The organism is Marinobacterium sedimentorum (assembly GCF_024267675.1).
GTDB classification, from domain to species: Bacteria; Pseudomonadota; Gammaproteobacteria; order Pseudomonadales; family Balneatricaceae; genus Marinobacterium_A; species Marinobacterium_A sedimentorum.
This window is the reverse complement of the sequence record NZ_JALDYX010000004.1, coordinates 128,256-147,525: the sequence shown is the minus strand read 5'-3', so window position 1 is coordinate 147,525 and position 19,270 is coordinate 128,256. Positions and strand designations below refer to the sequence as shown.

13 protein-coding genes are annotated in these 19,270 nt (G+C 51.0%); all 13 read right to left on the bottom strand.

Annotation, left to right across the window (positions count from 1 at the left end):
• Window positions 1-100: 100 nt before the first annotated feature.
• The 13 genes from MRS74_RS06155 to MRS74_RS06095 are packed head-to-tail and all read right to left on the bottom strand — an operon-like array spanning window position 101 to window position 19,165.
• Window positions 101-979: a DUF7281 domain-containing protein gene (locus tag MRS74_RS06155; protein ID WP_254579401.1), complete on the bottom strand. Its 879-nt coding sequence runs from the start codon at window positions 977-979 to the stop codon at window positions 101-103.
• On the bottom strand, window positions 969-2,198 hold the full coding sequence (locus MRS74_RS06150) for a hypothetical protein (RefSeq protein WP_254579400.1): 1,230 nt from the start codon (window positions 2,196-2,198) through the stop codon (window positions 969-971). Before MRS74_RS06150 ends, MRS74_RS06155 begins: the two co-directional genes overlap by 11 nt.
• Complete coding sequence (locus MRS74_RS06145) at window positions 2,195-2,842, bottom strand: condensin complex protein MksE (protein WP_254579399.1); 648 nt, start codon at window positions 2,840-2,842, stop codon at window positions 2,195-2,197. Before MRS74_RS06145 ends, MRS74_RS06150 begins: the two co-directional genes overlap by 4 nt.
• Window positions 2,839-6,588: an ATP-binding protein gene (locus tag MRS74_RS06140; RefSeq protein WP_254579398.1), complete on the bottom strand. Its 3,750-nt coding sequence runs from the start codon at window positions 6,586-6,588 to the stop codon at window positions 2,839-2,841. Before MRS74_RS06140 ends, MRS74_RS06145 begins: the two co-directional genes overlap by 4 nt.
• Before the next feature lie 46 nt (window positions 6,589-6,634).
• Window positions 6,635-8,449, bottom strand: a complete 1,815-nt coding sequence (locus tag MRS74_RS06135; protein ID WP_254579397.1) for a hypothetical protein — start codon at window positions 8,447-8,449, stop codon at window positions 6,635-6,637.
• Complete coding sequence (locus MRS74_RS06130) at window positions 8,446-10,881, bottom strand: AAA family ATPase (RefSeq protein ID WP_254579396.1); 2,436 nt, start codon at window positions 10,879-10,881, stop codon at window positions 8,446-8,448. Before MRS74_RS06130 ends, MRS74_RS06135 begins: the two co-directional genes overlap by 4 nt.
• Window positions 10,881-12,338: a hypothetical protein gene (locus MRS74_RS06125; protein ID WP_254579395.1), complete on the bottom strand. Its 1,458-nt coding sequence runs from the start codon at window positions 12,336-12,338 to the stop codon at window positions 10,881-10,883. The genes MRS74_RS06130 and MRS74_RS06125 overlap by 1 nt, the downstream gene beginning before the upstream one ends.
• Entirely contained in the window at window positions 12,322-15,618 is a 3,297-nt protein-coding gene (locus MRS74_RS06120) for a DEAD/DEAH box helicase (protein ID WP_254579394.1), read from the bottom strand. Before MRS74_RS06120 ends, MRS74_RS06125 begins: the two co-directional genes overlap by 17 nt.
• A gap of 6 nt (window positions 15,619-15,624) precedes the next feature.
• A complete protein-coding gene (locus tag MRS74_RS06115) occupies window positions 15,625-17,001 on the bottom strand; it encodes a protein kinase domain-containing protein (RefSeq protein WP_254579393.1) in 1,377 nt (458 codons plus the stop codon).
• Window positions 17,001-17,699, bottom strand: coding sequence for a PP2C family serine/threonine-protein phosphatase (locus MRS74_RS06110; RefSeq protein WP_254579392.1), 699 nt, complete (start codon window positions 17,697-17,699; stop codon window positions 17,001-17,003). Before MRS74_RS06110 ends, MRS74_RS06115 begins: the two co-directional genes overlap by 1 nt.
• The gene (locus MRS74_RS06105) at window positions 17,699-18,517 is read right to left on the bottom strand and encodes a vWA domain-containing protein (RefSeq protein WP_254579391.1); all 819 of its coding nucleotides are present in this window, start codon (window positions 18,515-18,517) and stop codon (window positions 17,699-17,701) included. The genes MRS74_RS06110 and MRS74_RS06105 overlap by 1 nt, the downstream gene beginning before the upstream one ends.
• A 34-nt stretch (window positions 18,518-18,551) precedes the next feature.
• Window positions 18,552-18,773, bottom strand: coding sequence for a hypothetical protein (locus tag MRS74_RS06100; RefSeq protein WP_254579390.1), 222 nt, complete (start codon window positions 18,771-18,773; stop codon window positions 18,552-18,554).
• A 44-nt stretch (window positions 18,774-18,817) separates the two neighbouring features.
• The gene (locus MRS74_RS06095; RefSeq protein ID WP_254579389.1) at window positions 18,818-19,165 is read right to left on the bottom strand and encodes a DUF4258 domain-containing protein; all 348 of its coding nucleotides are present in this window, start codon (window positions 19,163-19,165) and stop codon (window positions 18,818-18,820) included.
• Window positions 19,166-19,270: the final 105 nt, after the last annotated feature.

Genomic DNA, 19,270 nt, shown 5'->3' with positions numbered 1-19,270 from the left:
GTGGATTTCGAGAAGCTACTTTCAAGGTTTTCTGTTTTTCTTAAACAGCAAAAGTGAATGCGCACAGAAAGCCAAGCCAATGGTAAGGCACTGAATATCATCAGATATTCAAAGCAACGAGTTCACACTCATCCCGCGTCATATGCTCTTGCATGATCGCGATCTGGTGGCACTTCACGAAGTCGAATACCTCACCCAGCCGGCCGCTGGATATACCTGGGTGTTCCTGAAAATATCGTTCTAGCCCCCGCAGCTCATCATACTGCTGAGCATGCACTTTGGACTGATTCACTTCTTGCAACCAGGAGTTCGCCTGGTGCCACTGGTCTTCCAACTGAGCTGGGATAACCAGAGCGTCCACCTTGTACTGGAGGGCCATTGTGATGCCGGCAGGATCGAGATCAAAAAAGCCATACAGCCGCGTAGTCTTCGGTCTGTTCTGGATCAGATTCCGCACAACCGAACTATCCTGACCATGCCCGCGGTAAATAATCAGTGCATCACCGACTTCCCGCGGGTATCGATAACAGTCCCAATACACCGCAGCGCTGCCGTTTTCGGTCAGGATCACATTCGGGATATCGTCCAATAGGAGGTAATTCTCTCTTACCGATAGCAGCGTACCGGGCGGCGTTAATGCGGCACAAGTCGATCCCGCTATAGGGATGGATGCGCCATTTAGTCGCGCCACCTGCAGCAAATTGCCAAATACGCTCTGCGACGATAGTTTCTCGTTCGCCGCTTTTTGGGCCATTTTAATACGGCTCCCATGCAATGACTCATGCACTGGATCGTGGCCGGTCTCTTTGTGCATGAGCTGGCGTAGAAGCTCGATGTCACCAGACTGGAAGATCAGCATGCGACCTCGAATTTCTCCTATCTCCATTTCATGGTGAATGGCTTCCCAGGTTTTGTTGAGGCTGACCTGGTTCAGCCCCTTACGCAGCGCGTTCTGGATCACCTGGAACTTAAGCCGCATGTGCCCGCCCCTGCACTATGATGTCATGAATCAACAGTAGGTCGGGCCATAAGCCCGTGGCCTCTTCGCAAAACCGCATCTCGATATTATGGCGGACCTCACGTGGCATCGCTTCGACCTGGTTGGCCAATGCCAACATCCAAAGTTCCGGGCTGTCGCTGTATTGATCCAGATTCATACGGACATAACACTCCAATGCGGAGAAGGACTGCAGCCCTTCTTGAGCCACCTGGATAACGGCCAGTGCCGCGTCTTGCAGAGGATCGCTATCGATGGCCACCTCTTCACTAACGTCCACCATCAATGGCTCGGCATCGGGCAGCGGCTCGGTGCTGCCGTCGATCTGATCGCGAAGATCCACGACTAGCTCACCCAGCCGCCCTTCCTGAATTACATCGTAGATATCTGCATAGCCGCACATCGGTAGCCCAGCGGCAGTATTAAGCGCTGCTGGAAAGTTAACCAGGTCGTCAATACTAGGCGTAAAGCCGTGATCCTGGAGATAACGTTGTTCAAAAGCATCTATCAGCCGAGATATGTGCTGGTTTTCTTTTAGCTTCGTCAGCATCTGTCGGAGCTGACCAATTGAATGCACAAGATCCCGGTTGCAGTGGGCGATCGCCCTGGGCAGATGGTATATGAACAACCGGTTCAACTCTCGAATCTGACCCGGGCGTTCATAGAGCTCGATTGGATCGAAGGTATCCAGTAAATCATTCAATGTCCCCGCCATCTTCAAAACTCGATGGTTTTCCTGGATGCGCAGTTCGATATCGCTGGTGAACGCAAATCCAGACGCCACGAACTGTGCGAAGTGACTAACAGCACCCCTCAGGTTTTCAATCAACTCTGCGGCGCTCTCCTCGATTTCCTCCAACAAGTTCTGGCGATCAGTACTGTTGCGTTTACGGGCTTCAGCAAACTGGTCCACCAGCATGATCAAGTGTTCCCAGTTATCCGCAATTTGAGCATGAGATGAGCGCCGGCGGTAATGACTCGTGGCCACATCGAGAATATGCTTCAAATCTCGTCCGAGACGTACGTCATCATGCTGATCGATGGACCAGACAAGGCGGTATTTCATCAGATCCCGGATCGCGTTTTCGTGTTCAGGAATGTCCTTGATCACGCTACGATTGTCGAAATATGCATCCAGCAGCACATCGGCATGCTTGTTCAACATCGCCAGGGCTTTTTTAGCCTCCACCCGACCACTCATAAGAACAACTCCGACTGGGATTCCGACTCCGTAGGGCTGTCTTCAATCTCCAGGCGCTCATGCGCCCTGATAAACTCCATTACGTCGTAGAGCCAAGACCAACGCGCCGTGGCCTGATACTGAGCACCGCTATGCCCAACCTGGACGAGATAGCCAAACTCGGTGAGCTTCCTGAGCACTTGGCGTAGCTTGTCCCGTGGCTGGGAAGCCTGGGAAACGAATGCGCCCTTGCGGCACAGCTCATTCAATTGAGTAGAAAGTGCCTGGGACTGCTCGATGGCATAGAGAAGATCCGACTCCTGCAGCATATCACCTGCCAGTAGTGGGCCTTTGTAGGGTTGGGCGCCCTGTACCAACTTATGCCAACGTACGAAACCGGCCAACTCGTTCACGACCTGGCGAAACTCGTTACGGATAGCGCTGCGAACGTTCTTATCGTCCAGATTGGCATAGGCACAGATAAAAGCTTTGCCATCAGTTGTTTGCCGAAGGCGACGATTAAGATGCGCCAGGTAATCGTCGACTCGCTGGCGGTTAACTTCGTCGCTCAGATAATTGAAACGGTGTTCCTGCGTGATCTCACAAATTATCTCCCCGGCCAATAGCGACTGCACAATACTCTGGAACTCAGACCGGTTGCTCATGGTAGGGTCCCCTCTTCAACGGAGAGCGGCACCTGCGCAGACTTAGTCTCCGCTTCGGTTTTCAGGCTCTGCTTCATTGACTCGATCAGTGCCTGACTCTTTTTCAAGTTGACACGGCGCACACCGTCCTGGATGGACAGCAGGTTTTTGGACTGAAAGAACTTCAAAAGGGTCGCGTCCGTACTGGGAAAGGCACTGAACATGACGATGCGATTGACATCCATCATCGCAAAGAGGTTCGCAACATTCTCGTTACTCAGTGTAGCCAGCTCATCGATCGGCCACACCAACTGTACCCGTGTGTCCGGACACAGATATCGGCTCATACCCATGAAGACGATGCAGATGGCCAGGTACGATAACCCGTTACTACTACTGGCATTAAAGTCGGCATCACTGCTTATCGTTACCGGGCGCTGATTATGCCCCTCGATCATCGTAATTTTAAGGTTGATCAGCGATGTGATGTCATTACTGATCTTGGCCTCATTCAGACTTTCGCAGGCCTCACGCAACCTAGTCAGCAGAGCATCTGAGGGTAATTCATCTTCGCTGCGATCTTCATCCCAACGCTTCCATTCACTGGAGAAACGCTCCAGATAGCCCCAGCACTCGAATGTTTCGATTCGGGACTCCAGGATGACATTCACATCACGCAACGAGCCAATCAACTGGTTGGTGTTGATACGTTCACCGAGCTTTCTGGACGCAGACTTGATGCGGCTAGATGTGTTGCGCAAGCTCTCATAGTAGCCCTGGATCTGCCGGCCGAGTGCACGCAGCTGTTCCAGCAACCCGCTGCGGATTTGGGGTATCTGGTCGTGGTACAGCACACAGAGATCTGCAGCCTGCTCGATCTGGAAGCGAATATCACCCTCGTCGTACTGGCTATTATTGCGGTGGGCGTTTTCGAGAAACTCCCAGGACTCGTATACCTGAGAATCGCCATAACGTGTGATAATACTGATGATTTTTCGAAGACTCCGGGTAACCTCTGTGTCCAGTTTTTCTGCATCCTCAAGAAGCTCAGTCGACAATTGACAGAGGTATCGGAGGTCGTCTGAGTTGTAGGCATCGCCGACATGCTCATGCAGAACGTCTTTGTGGCGTTTCAGGAGGTCCTGGGCGTCCCCTAGCATCCTCTTGAGGTTCAGATTTTCAGCTTTCAGTGCCCGTATCTGGGACTCTCGCTCGCGGTCTTTAGATTTATGCTCGGCCGCCAAGCGCTCCATATCCTGCTTTAGCTTCGAAGTCAGCTCTCGTAGTTCAGCCTCCTGCTGTGCCAATGACTGCGCAGTGGAAAAGTCCTCGTCGATGAAGCGATTATATTCACGAATCTGATCCAGGTAGTTTTCGACCGTCGAGACCTTCGCCTGTGCCGCTTTTGCTGCAGACTCGGCTTTATCAATTACACGTCGATCGAGCCCTTGTTGTTGCAGCGACTGATTGAATACTTCTTCGACCTCTGTTTCTCGTTGTCCGAATGTCCGGGCAAGGACTTTGAGCAGTTGATCCTGGGCGTTCAGAGCGCTCTCAATCTCACTCAGCTGGGTAGCATAATAGCCCTTCAGCTCCACCGCTTGATCAAGATAATGCTCCACGAGGCGCTGTTTATTCTCTTTCAGTCGGGTCTCTGATGTATTGAGTTCTTTTTTAGCCCGCTCCAACGCCCGCTCCTTGTCGGCTCGTCGCTGGTTAACTGCCACCCCGATCTCATCTTTAAGTGCCTTGAAACTGTTACGCTGGGCCGTCAAATCCGCCTGGGCTGAGCGCCACGCTCCTTGCGCCTGCTTGGCCCGGGTCTCCAGCTCACTCGCCTCGGATTTAGCTAACAGTGCACGGCGCTCCTCGTTTTTGATCTCCTCAAGAGCCAACCTGAGCTCTCGGTCTAGCTTTTCAAGGCGAGCTTTTATTTCTTCGTCACTATCCGCTATCGTCGGCCTACCTATGTTTTCCAGCGCCAGTAGCCAACCAAACAGCCCGTCCTCGCCAATTTCCGGCTGGAATGTCGGTGCCAGGTCCTTCCTGGATAGCAGCTTCGGATCGAGAACTTTACCAACCGTATCCCCCCAGTTCGAATCGGATTTTTTGAAATGGGCCAGCAAGGTGTTGTCCTCGGGGTAGAGCTGCGACATTAGCTCGGTACGTTCGCTCTCCCGCTTACTGTGTTGGGACTTGGCACGGTCATGTTGAGCGACAACGCTTTGATGATCTTTTTTAGCTTCCTCTGCTGCAGTATTAAGCTGATCTAGCGCGGCCTTAGTATCATCAACCCGAATACCTGTCTCATCAATGGCCCGCTCAGCCGCTGAAATACGCGACTCTTCTTCCTCAAGGCGCCCCGTCGATCGAATTTCAGTTTCCAGTCGAGTCACCCGCTCCTGGACCACCAGCTGGTCTCGATGGCCGGCGTTGATAAGATCCAGTTCTTTTATATGCTGCTCGTCGCGCAGGTCAGAGAGGGCCTTAGACTCTTGTCCTTCAACCTCGGTCCGTCGTGCTTTCAACTGAGTTTGCTTTTCTAGAATCGGGGATTTCTGAATCTCGCGCTCATCGCGCAGCCGGTTCAACCTAGCATCACGTTCAGTCACTAGGCCGCGATGGCCTTCGGTCAAATGATCAGCATGGGCCCGGGCGGCCTGAGCTTCGTGCCGGTATCCCGGCAGATGATCGTATTCGTTAATCTTGGACTGGATATCGATCTTGTTCGAGTGCCATTCGGCCTGCTTCTTATGCAATACTTCCAGCCGCCGAGCCAGGCGTTCTTGATTATCATTTTCTTCATGGAGGGTGGTAGCCCGTTCACGGTGTTCACTACGATAATCTTGTTCAGCTTTTTCCCGTGCCTCAGCGGCAGTATTGATCTGCTCGCTACGAGCATCGTAGAGCTGCTGCTGAGTCTCGACTGCCTGTTTCAAACCGGTCAGTACGCATTGCAAACTACCTGCTACGCCTCGATACTCCTGCGCCTTGTCGATACAGTTTCTGATGTCCTGCTCATGCTTTGAAAACTCACGAATGCTGGAAACATCATCCATTAACTTGGAATTTTGAAGTTGTGCCGGTCGATCAACCGCTCCACAATCACCGAGCATAGAGTGCGCGATCATCTGTCTAAGGTTGGGCATCATATTGTCGCGCCGCAGCAAAGAGGTCGTCAGGTGGTGCAAATCCGACGTTTTGCAGTCGGGACCACCCAAGCAGAAATCACGTGCCTCTTGGCGCAGGTTGTTCTTAATTCGTGCGCCTCGACGCAGCTCGGCATCATCCTGCTGAATGATCGAGCGGTAATCCACTACAGAGGTCAAAATCCTAGATACTTCAACCCCTTGCTGAACGATCTCCTTGATCGCATCACTGATACCAAGGCCCTGACGCATCCGCTCTTGTAAATCCGGGTTACCGAACGCTTCTGCATAACCTCCTTTGACAAAGCGATATGTCAGTTTATTCGCGCTCGGATGCCGATAAAGGATGACGCACCGATCACCGTCTTCACGCCGATACTCATACAACACCATGCTGTTGTAAGCAGGGAGATAGAAGTCGAGAAACGAGGACTTGCCGCCAGCCTTCGTCACCAGTTTCTCAGGCTCCTTGCCGTAGAAGACCGGTATCAGGATCAAGGCCGACGTTTTACCGGCGCCATTTCCACCTGAGTTATTAGTGTGACCTTCACACTCAATGCAGGTTACTTTCCCTTTTATATAGGAGTTATGTAATACAATTTTTTTCAGCCCCAGCATATTGCGCTCCTTGACCTGCTATTGAGTTATCTACAGCTTCGCAGTGTCAGGCATCGCGCCTCACTGACAACTCCATGCTGCGCCGGCCGTTGATCCTGAACGCCTTCACATCCCTGAGCGTTTGTTGGTATTTCCAGAGCCCCGTTTCGGCTTTACGCCAATAACGCTTGGTATCGCATGATTGACAGTGGCTGGTGAACTCACCGTCTCCTTGTGGAGTCAAGTTGGCGGAGGAACCACATACCGGGCATTCAGAAAGAGCTTGCACTAACTGCAAATGCAAGCCAAACGCTTTAACCAGCTCCGGCCGAGTATGCTGTTCGAACAAAGCCTTCACCTTACAGGCATCAGCATCAGACAGAGGAGCAACCACCTGTAGTCGCCTACCTTCAACATTTACATTTAAGCCCTCGATGCCTTCAGCGCCTCTTGAAACTTGAGTTGGCAACGGCTGAAGCGGCGTCGCGTACTCAGAAAGCAGTACCTGGTTCAGCACCCGATCAACGACATACCCCATACGCTCCACGACATAGAGATCCATGGGCGACTGGCGTAATGCCAAGCGGGTCATCGCATGATCAAGACAATCCCCTTGCTCGATACCCGGCCAACAGATAACCCTCGGAAACTGAGCCTGTTCAGTATCTTCGGGCAATACGTAGGGACAAGCCCAGGGTACCAACTCTAAAACCACGGTCTCATCGACCTTCAAATGCCAGTTGAGGCCTAGCTGACACACACTCAAACGGTGGCCAGCCCAGTCAGACCTATGGTTTTGCTGTACATCGTAACGATGCAGGGCATACCGCAGCACAAGCCCAATATAGAGGCTATAGTCGTGCTCCAATTGCTGATTCATCTCCAGCAGCTCCGTCGGCGTTCGCTTAACTTGCTGACGGGACATATGCAGCTCATCCCAAAGCAGCGCCAAATGCCGATAATGCTGGTCATGGGTCAGGATATTAGTGCGATGCAGCGCGGGGCCAACCCGCAGCGCGCGGGGCACTTGTAGATATAAACCGGACTGTTTCAAGCCCCTTATAGTTTGCAATTGGGCTCCGACGACATCCCGCGTTTGCTCGGTTGTTTCGAGTTGTTGCTTGGTTTGTTCCGGACTGTACGTACTGCCCCACAACTGGCAGATGTCACGGATAAGCAGATAATGTAGTCCGGTGCTTTCAGAAAACTGCAACGCTTTTGTGAGGCCCTCACACAATGCATCAAGGCGCCGAAGTCTGAACGTTAAATGCTTATCCAACTCATCGAGCAGCCGCGCGTAAACGAGGTTTTCATAAATTGTATAATCATCTTCGCTGAATCTCGCCAACACTCGCCGTGGTTGTACGCCACTTAAGGTTTGGCGTTGCCAACATTCGGAATGTGACGCTAGATGGGTGTAGGTCCTATTCGTCAGTCTCCTGGCCCGAGACACTTCTGTTACCGACTGCTCGTAACGGAGATCGATGCGTGGCCGTTTGGAGATCGAATGCAGATGTCCTGCGCTCAATACCTCTTCTAATAGTCGCTCCAGTGTAGAGAGATGACTCTGCTCGCTGATCATGGCTGTTGGTAGTAACGGCGACGGCTGTTCTTCGCCTGCGGTCACCAATCGCGCGATGGTCGTTATGGCTTCCGTAAAGAAAGCGAAGTCGTCTTCAAGAGCTACATCAACTGTTGCAAATGGCGCAATCGCGCTGGCCAACTGACAACGGCCTGCTCCGTCACTGCAAAGCAATTCATCGACCTCAAGCTGTTTGTGGCGATTCAGGGCCGCTTTCTGCCGAAGCTGAAAGCGGCCCGAATACACTACGTTAGGCAGCGTATTGAGGTCAGCCCCGGTAATCCGGTCATACAGTCTCATACACCACGTTCCTTGCGGCGACGGTCTTCGTCGATCAGCCGCTTGGACTGCACCGCTTCATTACCGCCCAGCTCCTTCCAAAATTTGTCTAAGGCATCCTCTACCTGTCGAAGATTCTCGACGCCAATATCGTAACGACCGGTAACTTTGCCGCTGCGCATTACCCGCGTAGACAGCAGGTGGTCAAGCGCTTCAAGCTCGGTAGCGCCGCACGCTATCATGACAGGAATGAACCGCTTGGCCTGGCGTTCGAAACGATTACCCCAACCAAACCCGAAGCTTTCCTCCAGCACAGAGGTCAGATCGCTGTACTTGATCTGATCTAACAAATCCAACACCACATCCTGGTTCGCCGACACGGCCCCATTAAACCGCTCTTGCAGAGAGCTGAATGAATACCTGATACGCTGCAGGTTACGGACTTCGAAGGTCTCTTCCTGACGGGGCAGCGTCATCACGTGAGCCCGGTCATAAGTTTTGTCAGCCAACTCGTTGGTGGTTTCATCATGGTTGGCAGTGCCAATAAACCAGACATTTTCCGGCACCAAAATCTTGCGCTGCTCCCTTAATAAACTAGGCGCATCCGCCATACTGTGCTCACTCAAAGTGATCAGGCGTTCTCGGGGATTATTTTTCTCCAGTGCCGATAGAAACTCTGCAAAGTACTGCTCAGGTCGCGACAGGTTCATTTCATCGAGCAGGATGATATTGCAACGATCCTTCCAGCCATCTGTCTGCGCCTGATAGAGTCCTTGCAAACAATCCTTTTCGTAAAACCGTTTTTCAAACGCATTGTAGTGACCTAACAGATCATCGCGATCACGCCAGCCAGCCTGCACAGCTATGTCTGTACAAAAGCCCCCCATCGCTTTAGCGAATGCTTTAGCAAGACTGGTTTTACCCGTTCCGCTGATACCTTGAAACACATGTAGCTGACTCATCGCGAGCCCGCCCAACAACGTACGGATATCTTCAATCGGATAATAGAGCCGCGTTCCGGGCTCGGCCTGAGCAATCCGCTGCTGCAGTTCATCCGCAAAACCTTTCAGATCCTCAGGGACGGGTTCCAGCACAGGGGGGATCCGGCAGTCATCTCTGCTATCCATCGCCGAAAGCGCAGGGAAGGCAGACTTGGCTTTACTTGCCTCGGTCAGATGATCGATTCGGGATTCCAGCTCTCCCATGTGCACACTCAACAACTGCTTGTGCTTTTCCAATGCCCGCTTTTCAGCGGCCAAAGTTTCGAGCTCCGCAGCCCCCATACGTCTTCGGCTCAGCTCAGCTTTTGACTGCTCCAATTCAGGGATCAGATCACGCTGCCTGCTTTCCAATGCAGCCACCTGCTCATGAAGTCTTTCATTTTCCTGTTCCAATCGCCCCATGTCTGCTGCAAGCCCATTGGCTTTGAATGCGGAGTTTTCTCGGCGAAGCTCCTCCAACTCATCAAGTAGCGCTTGAGGCTCGCGATCACCCAAAACAGCCACGAGCTCTTGAGCACCTATATTACGATCCTTTAGTTCGTCGAGTTTAGAGTAGGCTCGGTTCAAGGATTTCTGCTGCCGTTCAAGATCCTGCTCATGGCGGATTCGCTCTTCGGCCATAAGGTTATCAACCAGAACCTGAATCTGCCGCTTTTCTTCATCCAGCTCGTCTTGTTGACGCTGTAATCGCCCTTGCTTTCTTTCGAAGAACTGCAGGTTAACTACGAGCTCCCTTTCCCGCTGTTCCAAAGCCGACTCTTGAGCTCGCTGAGCATCACTCAATGCATTTTTTTGAAGTTCGACTTCAGCTATTAATCGATCATGTTCGATTTCAAGCTTATGAATTTCCTGCTTTAGCCCGCCCAACGCCTCCTGTTTAAGGCTGACAAAACCGTTACGGGCTTCCATTTCGCGCAACTCCAGAGCCAATTCCCGATCAACAAGCTCCGCATCCTTACGTGTCATTTCCTCGAAACGAGGCTTCAAGGCCTCTACTTCAATTTTAACCTGCTCGCGTTCAGTAAAAAGCAAATCCCGTTGCTTGTAGAGAGACTCTTCCTCTCTCTTCAAGTTATCTAACGCTTCTTCCCTTTCGTCTTCGATCTCTTTGTGCCGCAGCCTCAGAACCTCTTCGCTCTCTGCAAGTTTTGCCTGATGCTCCTTTCGGTCCTCGTTAAAGGTCGTAGCCTTCTTATCCAGCTCCTTACAGAAACTTGTAAATCGATCCAACCAGGGGACAAAGCGATCAGCGGCCTCAGTCGACAGGCTCGAGCGCAGCTCATCGAGAAAACCAGTATCAAGCTTAAGCTCGTCCGCCAGTTCAGGTTTGTCCAAACCTCGGGATCCACCCAGTATCGATGCGGTCAACGCTGGAAGCCTGGTACTCAAGCTAGCTGATACGCTTCCTGTTGCGGGCTTTGTTTGCATACGGTTAGGTTTTTTCTTAGCCATCACATCCAATCCTTGAATAAAAGTGTCCAGTTCAAGGCGAACTCACCCAACTGAACGACCTTGCCTTGTTCGAAATCTTTTCCGCTCGCATGAGCAGCGTCATTACGTAAATCAGCAAGCTCAAGCACCTGATCCAGCGCGAGCTTTTCTGGAGCGATTTTTCTTAGAGGGTGAGACGAATCATTGAGCGTGCTTAATAGTGCACCAAACAGCATGGCTTTGAGCGACTGACTCTGCCCTTCCAGCACTCTCAAAACCAGTCTCAGGTTCTGGCCTGCAAGAATTCTCACAACGCGTGGCGTTAGTGCTGAGAGTTCAAGGGCCTCAAGGAGGCTTTCATTCAATCCTCGATCGTGCCCTTTTATGCCGGGGAAAAGACCAACATCAGCCCTGAACTTCTTCAGGATCCACTGGCATACCGCTTCGCAGAGTTTCTGGGCATCATTGAGAGTACTCTCAAGCTCGTACTTACCTAAACCTTGTTCAATTATGATTAAGCGACGTTTGAGAGTCGTGTATTGACGCGCAATAAGCGCTTCACGACTCGCCCACGCATGCTCCACCAACAACTCCAGATCTATAGAGCGATCCATACTCTGCATCCACTCTTCCGCGCTTTGCCGTTCGGGCTCAGGCTCGCCAGTAATGCGGGCCAGCTTTTTGATGAGCAAAGGATTGCGCGGTAAAAGCTCGGTGAATGGGCCTTCCAACCACGGTACCTGTTGCCTGAGGTCGAATGGATCACAGAGCCGCCAGGGTCTTTCGCCTGAGGCATCTTCCGCAACCCAAGTGAGCACGTACATGGGCTCCGGTGTTTCTTCCATGAGCTGAATACCGAATGCCTCTACCTGTTCAGGAAGGCTTTCCCCACCATACAGTTGCTTCGCATTGAAGTAATCGAGACGATAGGCGCGATATGCCTCCAGTACCTCCCGATTATCTAACTGCGAATTAACAGGTTGGCTTGGCAGCAACACATACGGACGCAAACTTTTTCCAGTCGATCGGCTGACACGAAATACCGGGAACTCACCTGACCCAGGTAAAGGCTCCATCTCCTCTAGGTCACCCACAATACGTGGCCAAAAAGCACCGTTCAGAGCATCTCTGAACAATAGTCCACTTCGTAGTTCGAGATGCCGGTCTTCGTCTTCCTCCAGCAGAGATATGCCACTTTCAGTTGGTTTTCCCAAGCCATCTAGCCAACCGTTGCTATTACACTGCGCCAGAATGAGTAAAATCATCTGTAGGTGCAAACCTAGCAGTTGAGACATTTCCTGCGGATCCAGACAGCCTGCACGCGACAAACCTATTACTGCTCGCTGAAAAAGGTTTAACTGTCGTCCTCTTACTGCTGGATAGGTCACACGATAGACATAGACAGGCCAAAGTAGAGGGTCACGCTTTCCATATGGCTCTTCCCGATATCTTAGGTAGCGCTTAGCGAATACAGCCATATGACCCCCTACACAAATCTGCGAACGCAACCAACGCCGGCACTGCTTCCTGCGCCTCTTCACCTTCAGCCATGGCTCGATCACCCACTATGACCAACAGCTTACGCTGACGACTCATGGCAACATTCATCCTGTTGGCCAGGCGCAAAAAGCCGTATTTGCCGTTTAGCTGCGCTTCTCGCTGCTCAGGATTATCTGTACTTGCAGAGATTTTCCTGTTGCTGGATCGTACATTTGAAAGCAGAACCACATCGAACTCCTTCCCTTGGAAGGCATCTACAGACCCCACTCTCAACCGCTCTTCTCCATCGCTAGTTAACCTGTACTCATCAACAGGTTGATACCCTTCTGGGGTCTTTTGCATAACACCGATACGTTCGAGTTGCTCCATGATCCGGCTGCTCTGTGCGCTATAAAAAGTGATCACTCCTACCGAAACGTCCTCGTTGGACGCTGCCAAAAGCCTGGCCACTTCTTGCGCAACACGCTCGGCCTCTACCTGGCGAATACGGCTAGTACCGAACTTTCGCTCGTAGCCTAGGTCACCCGGCACATCCAACCAGGCACACACCTTTCCTTCATATCCAGGCAGTTGATGGACAAAATCCTCGGCACCCCGTCCAGACAATACCGTCTCCATACCGACGGATTCATAGAAGTTCTTGCTAACGAAGTCTCCCAGCACAGGATGCATACGAAACTGGGTATTCAGCATAACCACACGCTGGACACCGTCCTCTCGTTCAAGGCGCTGCAACTGAATCCGTAGTCGTTCGAACAAGCTGGTCTCAAAGGCCTTACGCTCTACTGTGGTCAAATCATGCTGAGCCGCGACTTCCTGCTCTATTTCTGGCTCTAATAAATGCGGGAGCTGGCGATCATCACCCACCAGGACAATACGCCGTTCCGCCATGGCCATCGGCACAAAAAGATCTAGGGGGTTAGCTCGGGCCGCTTCATCAACCACGACGGTATCGAAAGAAATTGACGAATGTTCCAAGCCGGCAACCTCCTTAAGATTGCTCATCTGGGCTCCAGCTGCTTGCTGGCAGGTCGCACCAACGACCATCGCATACTCTTGCGTTGTACTTTGCGCCGCCAAAGGATCGAAATGTAAGGCATTGCTCAACTGCTCCAGCACCCCCGCGATACCTTTACGGCTCGCAGTAATACCCTTTTCTAAGGCTTTTTCTAAATCTGCAATCAGGACCAAACCATCGCTATCGAGACGACTCCGGATTTCAGGCGGACGATAGTCTGGCAGAATACGATCCATCAATTGGTCACGTAACAACCCCAGCTCTGCAAGTTGGAGATCGTCAAGCAATTGCGCATCGGCTGCCTGCTGCAAAAGAGACTGATGATTCGGCTTTAACTCGATACCTTCCCTGCGCAGCCAACGCTGCAGGTCATAAGCGCGATCAGCACCATCGTCAGCAAATCCTTTTGGCTCAATTCGCAGACCTCGGACTCGTAATAGCAACGGCTTCCGGTCATATTCAGACCGCGTTTTATGTGAGACTTCTAGCTGATTTTCAAGATATTCCTGCCACCTAGCCTCTAATGAGGCCGGAATAGGAGAACCCGAGGCCTGTACTTGACTCAACAATTCTTCTGCGTTTTGCAGGGCATCTATACGCCCAGCTATATCCAGCCTCGCCATTCGCAACAACTGAAACTGTTTACGCAATGCTTTGATATACCCGAGCAAGGGTTCTCTCAGCTCAAGATCTTTAACGCAACCATCCAGATGACTCGCAAGTTTGCTACTCCAGTGCTCGAACTGCCCACTGACTTGGCCATCAGGCTGGCGTCCCCCCACCCTGACCGGAGGCAAGCCGAAAACATCACTGCGACTAAGCGCATTATCAACCGCATCATGCTGGTAGCTGCTAACCAGAACCTGACCACGTAGGTTTCGCCCTCCGTTTTCCTCAGCAAGACGACGCTGTAACGCAGCAATTACCTGAGTCTTCCCCGTTCCAGGGGGACCAATAATGAGTGCGATATCGGGTGTATTTAACGCGACCGACAAGGCACGCCGCTGTCTGTCCGTTGGGATCCCTCCCTTGAAGGTTTCTTCAGCATAACGGGTAAGATCTTTTAGCTTGCGATGGCGGTCGATCGGTACCGAAACTCCTTCGAGCAAATACCTAAGTTGAGGCAATCGCTTACCACTGTCGATGGCGCGCTTAGCCTCCTCTCGTCTTTTACCGGCAGTCCGGTCTCCTGCTAGGGAGTAGTAGATATAACCTTTATCAGGCGGTTTGCTATTCCTCCGCCTCGTATCAGGCCATACGGTTAATGAGCCCTGGTCAAATGCTATAACACCACGAACCATTTTTTCCTGGCTATCTGCTCCGATAAGATCTGCGGTCCAGTCCGGTTCTTGCTCTGAAACCTCAACTTGGGTGGAATCCGGAATCTCCAACTGTTTCCAAAGCTCTTTGAACTTATGGAAGGACTCCATGCTTTTCGGTATCAAACGCCAAGCGTTTCCTCCAGGAATTTCAAAGGTATTAAAACCGTCGTATGGTAGCGCTCCCAGCCTGCTCGCAGACCCTTGAGCACGCTTCCAAGAAAGATCGTTATACAGCTTCCAAAGTTCAAGATAGGCAGTGTTGCTTTGAAGGGTCGCTTCAAGCATCGCTTTCTGAGCCGGGTCCTGCAGCCGAGTCGCAGCACTTGCATCTATAAATGTATATATACCCTCAAGCACATTCACGGAAGATGGCCGTTGCGTCTTCCGTGCGATGCGACGCAGGAGGTAACCACCATCCTTAGCGGGTTGAATATCAGCACGCCATTTGCGGCCAATGACCTGAAAGTCCTTTTCGCCAGAACCTTGAAAACGTGAAACTATCAGTTTCGAGATAGCCCCTTCAACGACAAACTCATGAGTCAACCACTGGCAGGCCTGCCCCATGTCTTTTTCAAGGATTTCTGTTTCCTTATATAGAAATTCAACAACCAATGCATCCACACCAATATCTAATGTAATGGGTAGTCGCTCGCTGGTACTGATAAACCGAAGATGAAGCTGTTTTTCTGTTTTTTTACTTAAGATCCATATTGTTTCACGACGCCCCGCCAGCCCTTCAAAAAATGCTGACCCATTTGTGATAACTACAGGCTTTACGACATCACCTTGGCGGCCATACCAATGATCAGATTCCAAAAAAAACTGAATTTCGTCTTTATCCTGAAACTCGCGGTTCCCTTCTGGGCAATTGAGAATAACAATCTCACTGGAGAGCAACGACAGTTCATTTAACTTCATCAGTAGTCACCACTTAAAGCGCCAGACGGAATGAGAACTGCCAATATCACCGATATGCATGAAATACCAAGCATCGGTCTTTCCTCGAAGATCAGCCCTTAGCTTCATACGTTTTGGTACCGATACAACTTTTGTCTCACGCTGCAGTGACAATTGGGATTCCAGCGGATCAATCTCCAGCCCCTCAGATGTGAACTTGACATGAGCGGAGTTGGAAATCGATAATCCATTCCAAAGTGATGGAACATCTCGCCTGATAGCGACCTCGTTACCCTCCTGTACGACAATCACCCGGCCTGTTCTCAGCCAACTATCACTGACATCATTGTCGTTCCAGTTCGGCAAATGAGCGGGTGGGATGTAGTGGTACTCACTCAAAAGAACAAACCCTGCCTCAAGCGACTCATTGCAGAAGGGGCAACTAATTTCTTTATTCAATAAGTAGCTACTCGTACAACCCTGGCAATGCACTACTCGTTCACTGGTCTCATGCAGCGCTTCCAACCAACTAGCCATCGATGGGCGCTCAAGTGGATCCGAAAGACCAGCGTTGAAGCATTGATAGAAAAGTTGACGGAGCTTACCAGTAACCACCCCATCGAGTGGTATCCCGAACTCGCATGCATTACTTCTGTCTTCAGCATGTTCGATCCAGGGGAGCTCTCCTCGCAGAGCTTGTTCCTCAAGCTCTGGTTCACCGTAGTTAACCATGTCTCCCTTAAAGGGATGATTACCTGTCAGAAGCCGATAGGCGATGACAGCAAAGCTCCAAATATCAGTCAAAGTAGAGAATTCAGCTTTGCCATTAACAAGCTCGGGTGCACCATAGTCCGGTGTATAAAGAGCGCGACAGGGTCTTGATTCAAAACTAATATTGTCGCAATCAATCAACCATGTCTCAGCGTGCTCAACATCAGATGAGATGTAAATATTGTCAGGCGACAGATCACCAAAGAGCATGCCGCGTCCATGCATAATGGCCAATGTCGAAGCCAGTTTTTTCAGAAGCTGCAGGCGCCGTGATAGCCCCCCAGTAACCAAATACCCCTCAACACCCTCTTCGACAAACTTCTCCAGAAGTTCAGTCAATGGAATCAGGCCGTCCATTAGCTCCATTACATAACCGGCTCGCGGCTCCTGCAGAAGAGCGACAGGTCTCGCAATATGCAGATCTGTAAGGTCTTGGCGCATTAACCAAGAGATTTGATCAACCCACACCTTGCGTAGATCAGGATCTTTATTTGTAAAACCCTTAATCAGCACTTTAGGAGTATCAGTTTTCCAAACAACCCCCTGACCACCTTCCCCCAACTTTTCCGTCAGGACATAAGCATGGCCAAATACATCCTTGACTTCACGCTTTTTAGCGTTATCTATATCCATTAGTCTGACCTAAAAATCGCTACAATTGATTTGTCATCGCCATGCATTGGAGTCGACCAGTTTTGTAGCTCATTGTTAAGCCACTGGCGTCCAGCTCGGCGCCCACGCTGGGCAACACTCCGATAAACCGCGCTAAAAAAATCCTGTAGCATATCAGGAACAATATCCTCAGAAACGCCGTCCGTCATAAGCAAAATGCCATCTCCCGGTTGAGACAACACAATATCAACATGATGCCAATGCTGCTCCTTATACTCATCCCAGAGCGCTAATGTCTGGTTACCGAAACCAAGGCGATTAGGTGTCAGCTGAAACAGTCGTCCGGCACTCCTATACAAAACCAGCCCGTCTCCGATTTGACCAAGCCTGCAAAGTCCATCAGCCGCTACCGATGCCCATAAACAAGTGGTCGCAACGTCTCTCACGGCATAAGGCCTGATTTTTTGAAACCACTCCTGATGCAGTGCCGCGCTTACCGATGCCGTTGAGTCGATACAGCCCCTCGAAAGCACTTGACGTAATGAATCGCAGGCCGCGGCAGAACCTACATGACTGAATTCACAAGAACCCAGACCATCACAGGCAGCCGCCATCCACCCTCCTCGATGCCCCCTCAGTAAAATGGAGTCCTGATTCGGGAGTCCCTGCTCAACATGCGCTGGTCCACGGACACTGCTTCCTGCAGCGAAAAATTGCATCAGAATTCAATATCCATGGGATCATCATCAGGTAATTCCGGGATTGCGAATTGCGTCGTTTGGTTTGGATTCGGACTTTGACTTTTTGCAGAAATGCTCATGGTCACTGCCCGGAAGAAGCGATGGATATCACGAGCATTATCAGCCTTGAATAAAGGGGCTTCCGGATCGTTGGCGAATGTTTTCAGCATCGACTCAGCGGCATCCGAGCCAATAGCCATAGCAAATCTTGACGCTTTCTGTGCTCGGTCTGAAGCCTGTAGCTGGCTGAAAGCTTCTTGCCAGTCGTCAGTCGGAAGACCATCCGAGACCAGAACCAGCACCGGGCGATAAGCGCGGGAAGGGATCAGGTCTTTATCTTCGAGTAGCTCTGTCGCTAATTGAAACGCATGTCCCATCGGCGTTCTACCTTCAGCTTCGAGCGTTTCCATCCGCTCAATTTGATGCGCCGGAGTTAGTGGCAAGTGCGCATTAGCAACCTCTCCACCGAACGTTATAAGGCCTACCTGTATTTCCGCACGCAGGCGACTCTGATCTGCAAACGTTTTGATCATATCTTGCAATGCTGCGTTCATTGCTTTTATTTTGTCATCCGCAATCATACTGCCACTAACGTCGGCTAGCACGATGACGGGTAAAGGGCGTGCCGAACTCATTTGAAACTGTTTTAATCCAGACACTTTATTCATTCCTTCCTTAGTTTTTGAATTACGCTTAATGTCGTGTACGGGCTCCGACGAACCTAATCTCGGCTCTCGATCCCTCGTATCGTTGACATAACGACTGACAGTATCTTCGTAATATTTACCGAACCCCACGATGCATCCTCCTTTTTTGGGCGTACCCTAGCACCTAGTAGTCATAACCTTCTGACCATCCATCGTTGTCAGCATGTGCCGTAAACACATCGTCTTCGACACCCGAGTAGTTATGCAACGCCCCAGTGTCATCGTGCTCGAAATTTTCGCTACCGGCGTAACCGTAACCACTGTGGTTGCCAACGACTCTTACTTCATCACCTCGATCCAGGCTTTCTTGATCAAGACGCTCAAATAACTTTTCAGACTGTTTCATTCCAACCACCGTTACCCAGTCATTGTTAGTCGACGATTACGCAATCAATGCAAATGCCGATGCTTGCGCTTAAACGGACGAATGCAACGAAGGTCATGGTTACGATAGACAGTCACCACTGTAGAACAGCCGGAATCCATTAGGACCTGCACACCATCCAGATCCTTCAGGGCCGGCTCTTGCTCACAATACCGGGCGATTTCCTTACGTCCAATCACATAGAACACTGCACGACGCGCATGGATTTTCCTGCCATAGCGGAGGGTCAACTCCACATCATCATCACCCAGGCCACGTTGACTCATACGCTTCATCGCGTGTTCCGTAATTTCGAGCTCTTCAGTTTGTTCATTGTCGAACTCGTGCACTGGTGCTGATACCTGCTTGCTCATATCTAATCCTCCGGCTCATTGACTAGATACTTGCACCTACCGTACCAACAAAAAATTACCTATATAAATCAGTTAGTTAAAGAAATTCGCATTTCATCGGCGCCG

What these genes read in the sequence shown, in the direction of transcription:
- MRS74_RS06155 (WP_254579401.1), bottom strand. Translation starts at nt 979, where the DNA reads ATGCGGCTTAAGTTCCAGGTGATCCAGAACGCGCTGCGTAAGGGGCTG.
- MRS74_RS06125 (WP_254579395.1), bottom strand. Translation starts at nt 12,338, where the DNA reads ATGGCTGTATTCGCTAAGCGCTACCTAAGATATCGGGAAGAGCCATAT.
- MRS74_RS06135 (WP_254579397.1), bottom strand. Translation starts at nt 8,449, where the DNA reads ATGAGACTGTATGACCGGATTACCGGGGCTGACCTCAATACGCTGCCT.
- MRS74_RS06130 (WP_254579396.1), bottom strand. Translation starts at nt 10,881, where the DNA reads ATGGCTAAGAAAAAACCTAACCGTATGCAAACAAAGCCCGCAACAGGA.
- MRS74_RS06120 (WP_254579394.1), bottom strand. Translation starts at nt 15,618, where the DNA reads ATGAAGTTAAATGAACTGTCGTTGCTCTCCAGTGAGATTGTTATTCTC.
- MRS74_RS06100 (WP_254579390.1), bottom strand. Translation starts at nt 18,773, where the DNA reads ATGAAACAGTCTGAAAAGTTATTTGAGCGTCTTGATCAAGAAAGCCTG.
- MRS74_RS06095 (WP_254579389.1), bottom strand. Translation starts at nt 19,165, where the DNA reads ATGAGCAAGCAGGTATCAGCACCAGTGCACGAGTTCGACAATGAACAA.
- MRS74_RS06150 (WP_254579400.1), bottom strand. Translation starts at nt 2,198, where the DNA reads ATGAGTGGTCGGGTGGAGGCTAAAAAAGCCCTGGCGATGTTGAACAAG.
- MRS74_RS06145 (WP_254579399.1), bottom strand. Translation starts at nt 2,842, where the DNA reads ATGAGCAACCGGTCTGAGTTCCAGAGTATTGTGCAGTCGCTATTGGCC.
- MRS74_RS06115 (WP_254579393.1), bottom strand. Translation starts at nt 17,001, where the DNA reads ATGGATATAGATAACGCTAAAAAGCGTGAAGTCAAGGATGTATTTGGC.
- MRS74_RS06110 (WP_254579392.1), bottom strand. Translation starts at nt 17,699, where the DNA reads ATGCAATTTTTCGCTGCAGGAAGCAGTGTCCGTGGACCAGCGCATGTT.
- MRS74_RS06140 (WP_254579398.1), bottom strand. Translation starts at nt 6,588, where the DNA reads ATGCTGGGGCTGAAAAAAATTGTATTACATAACTCCTATATAAAAGGG.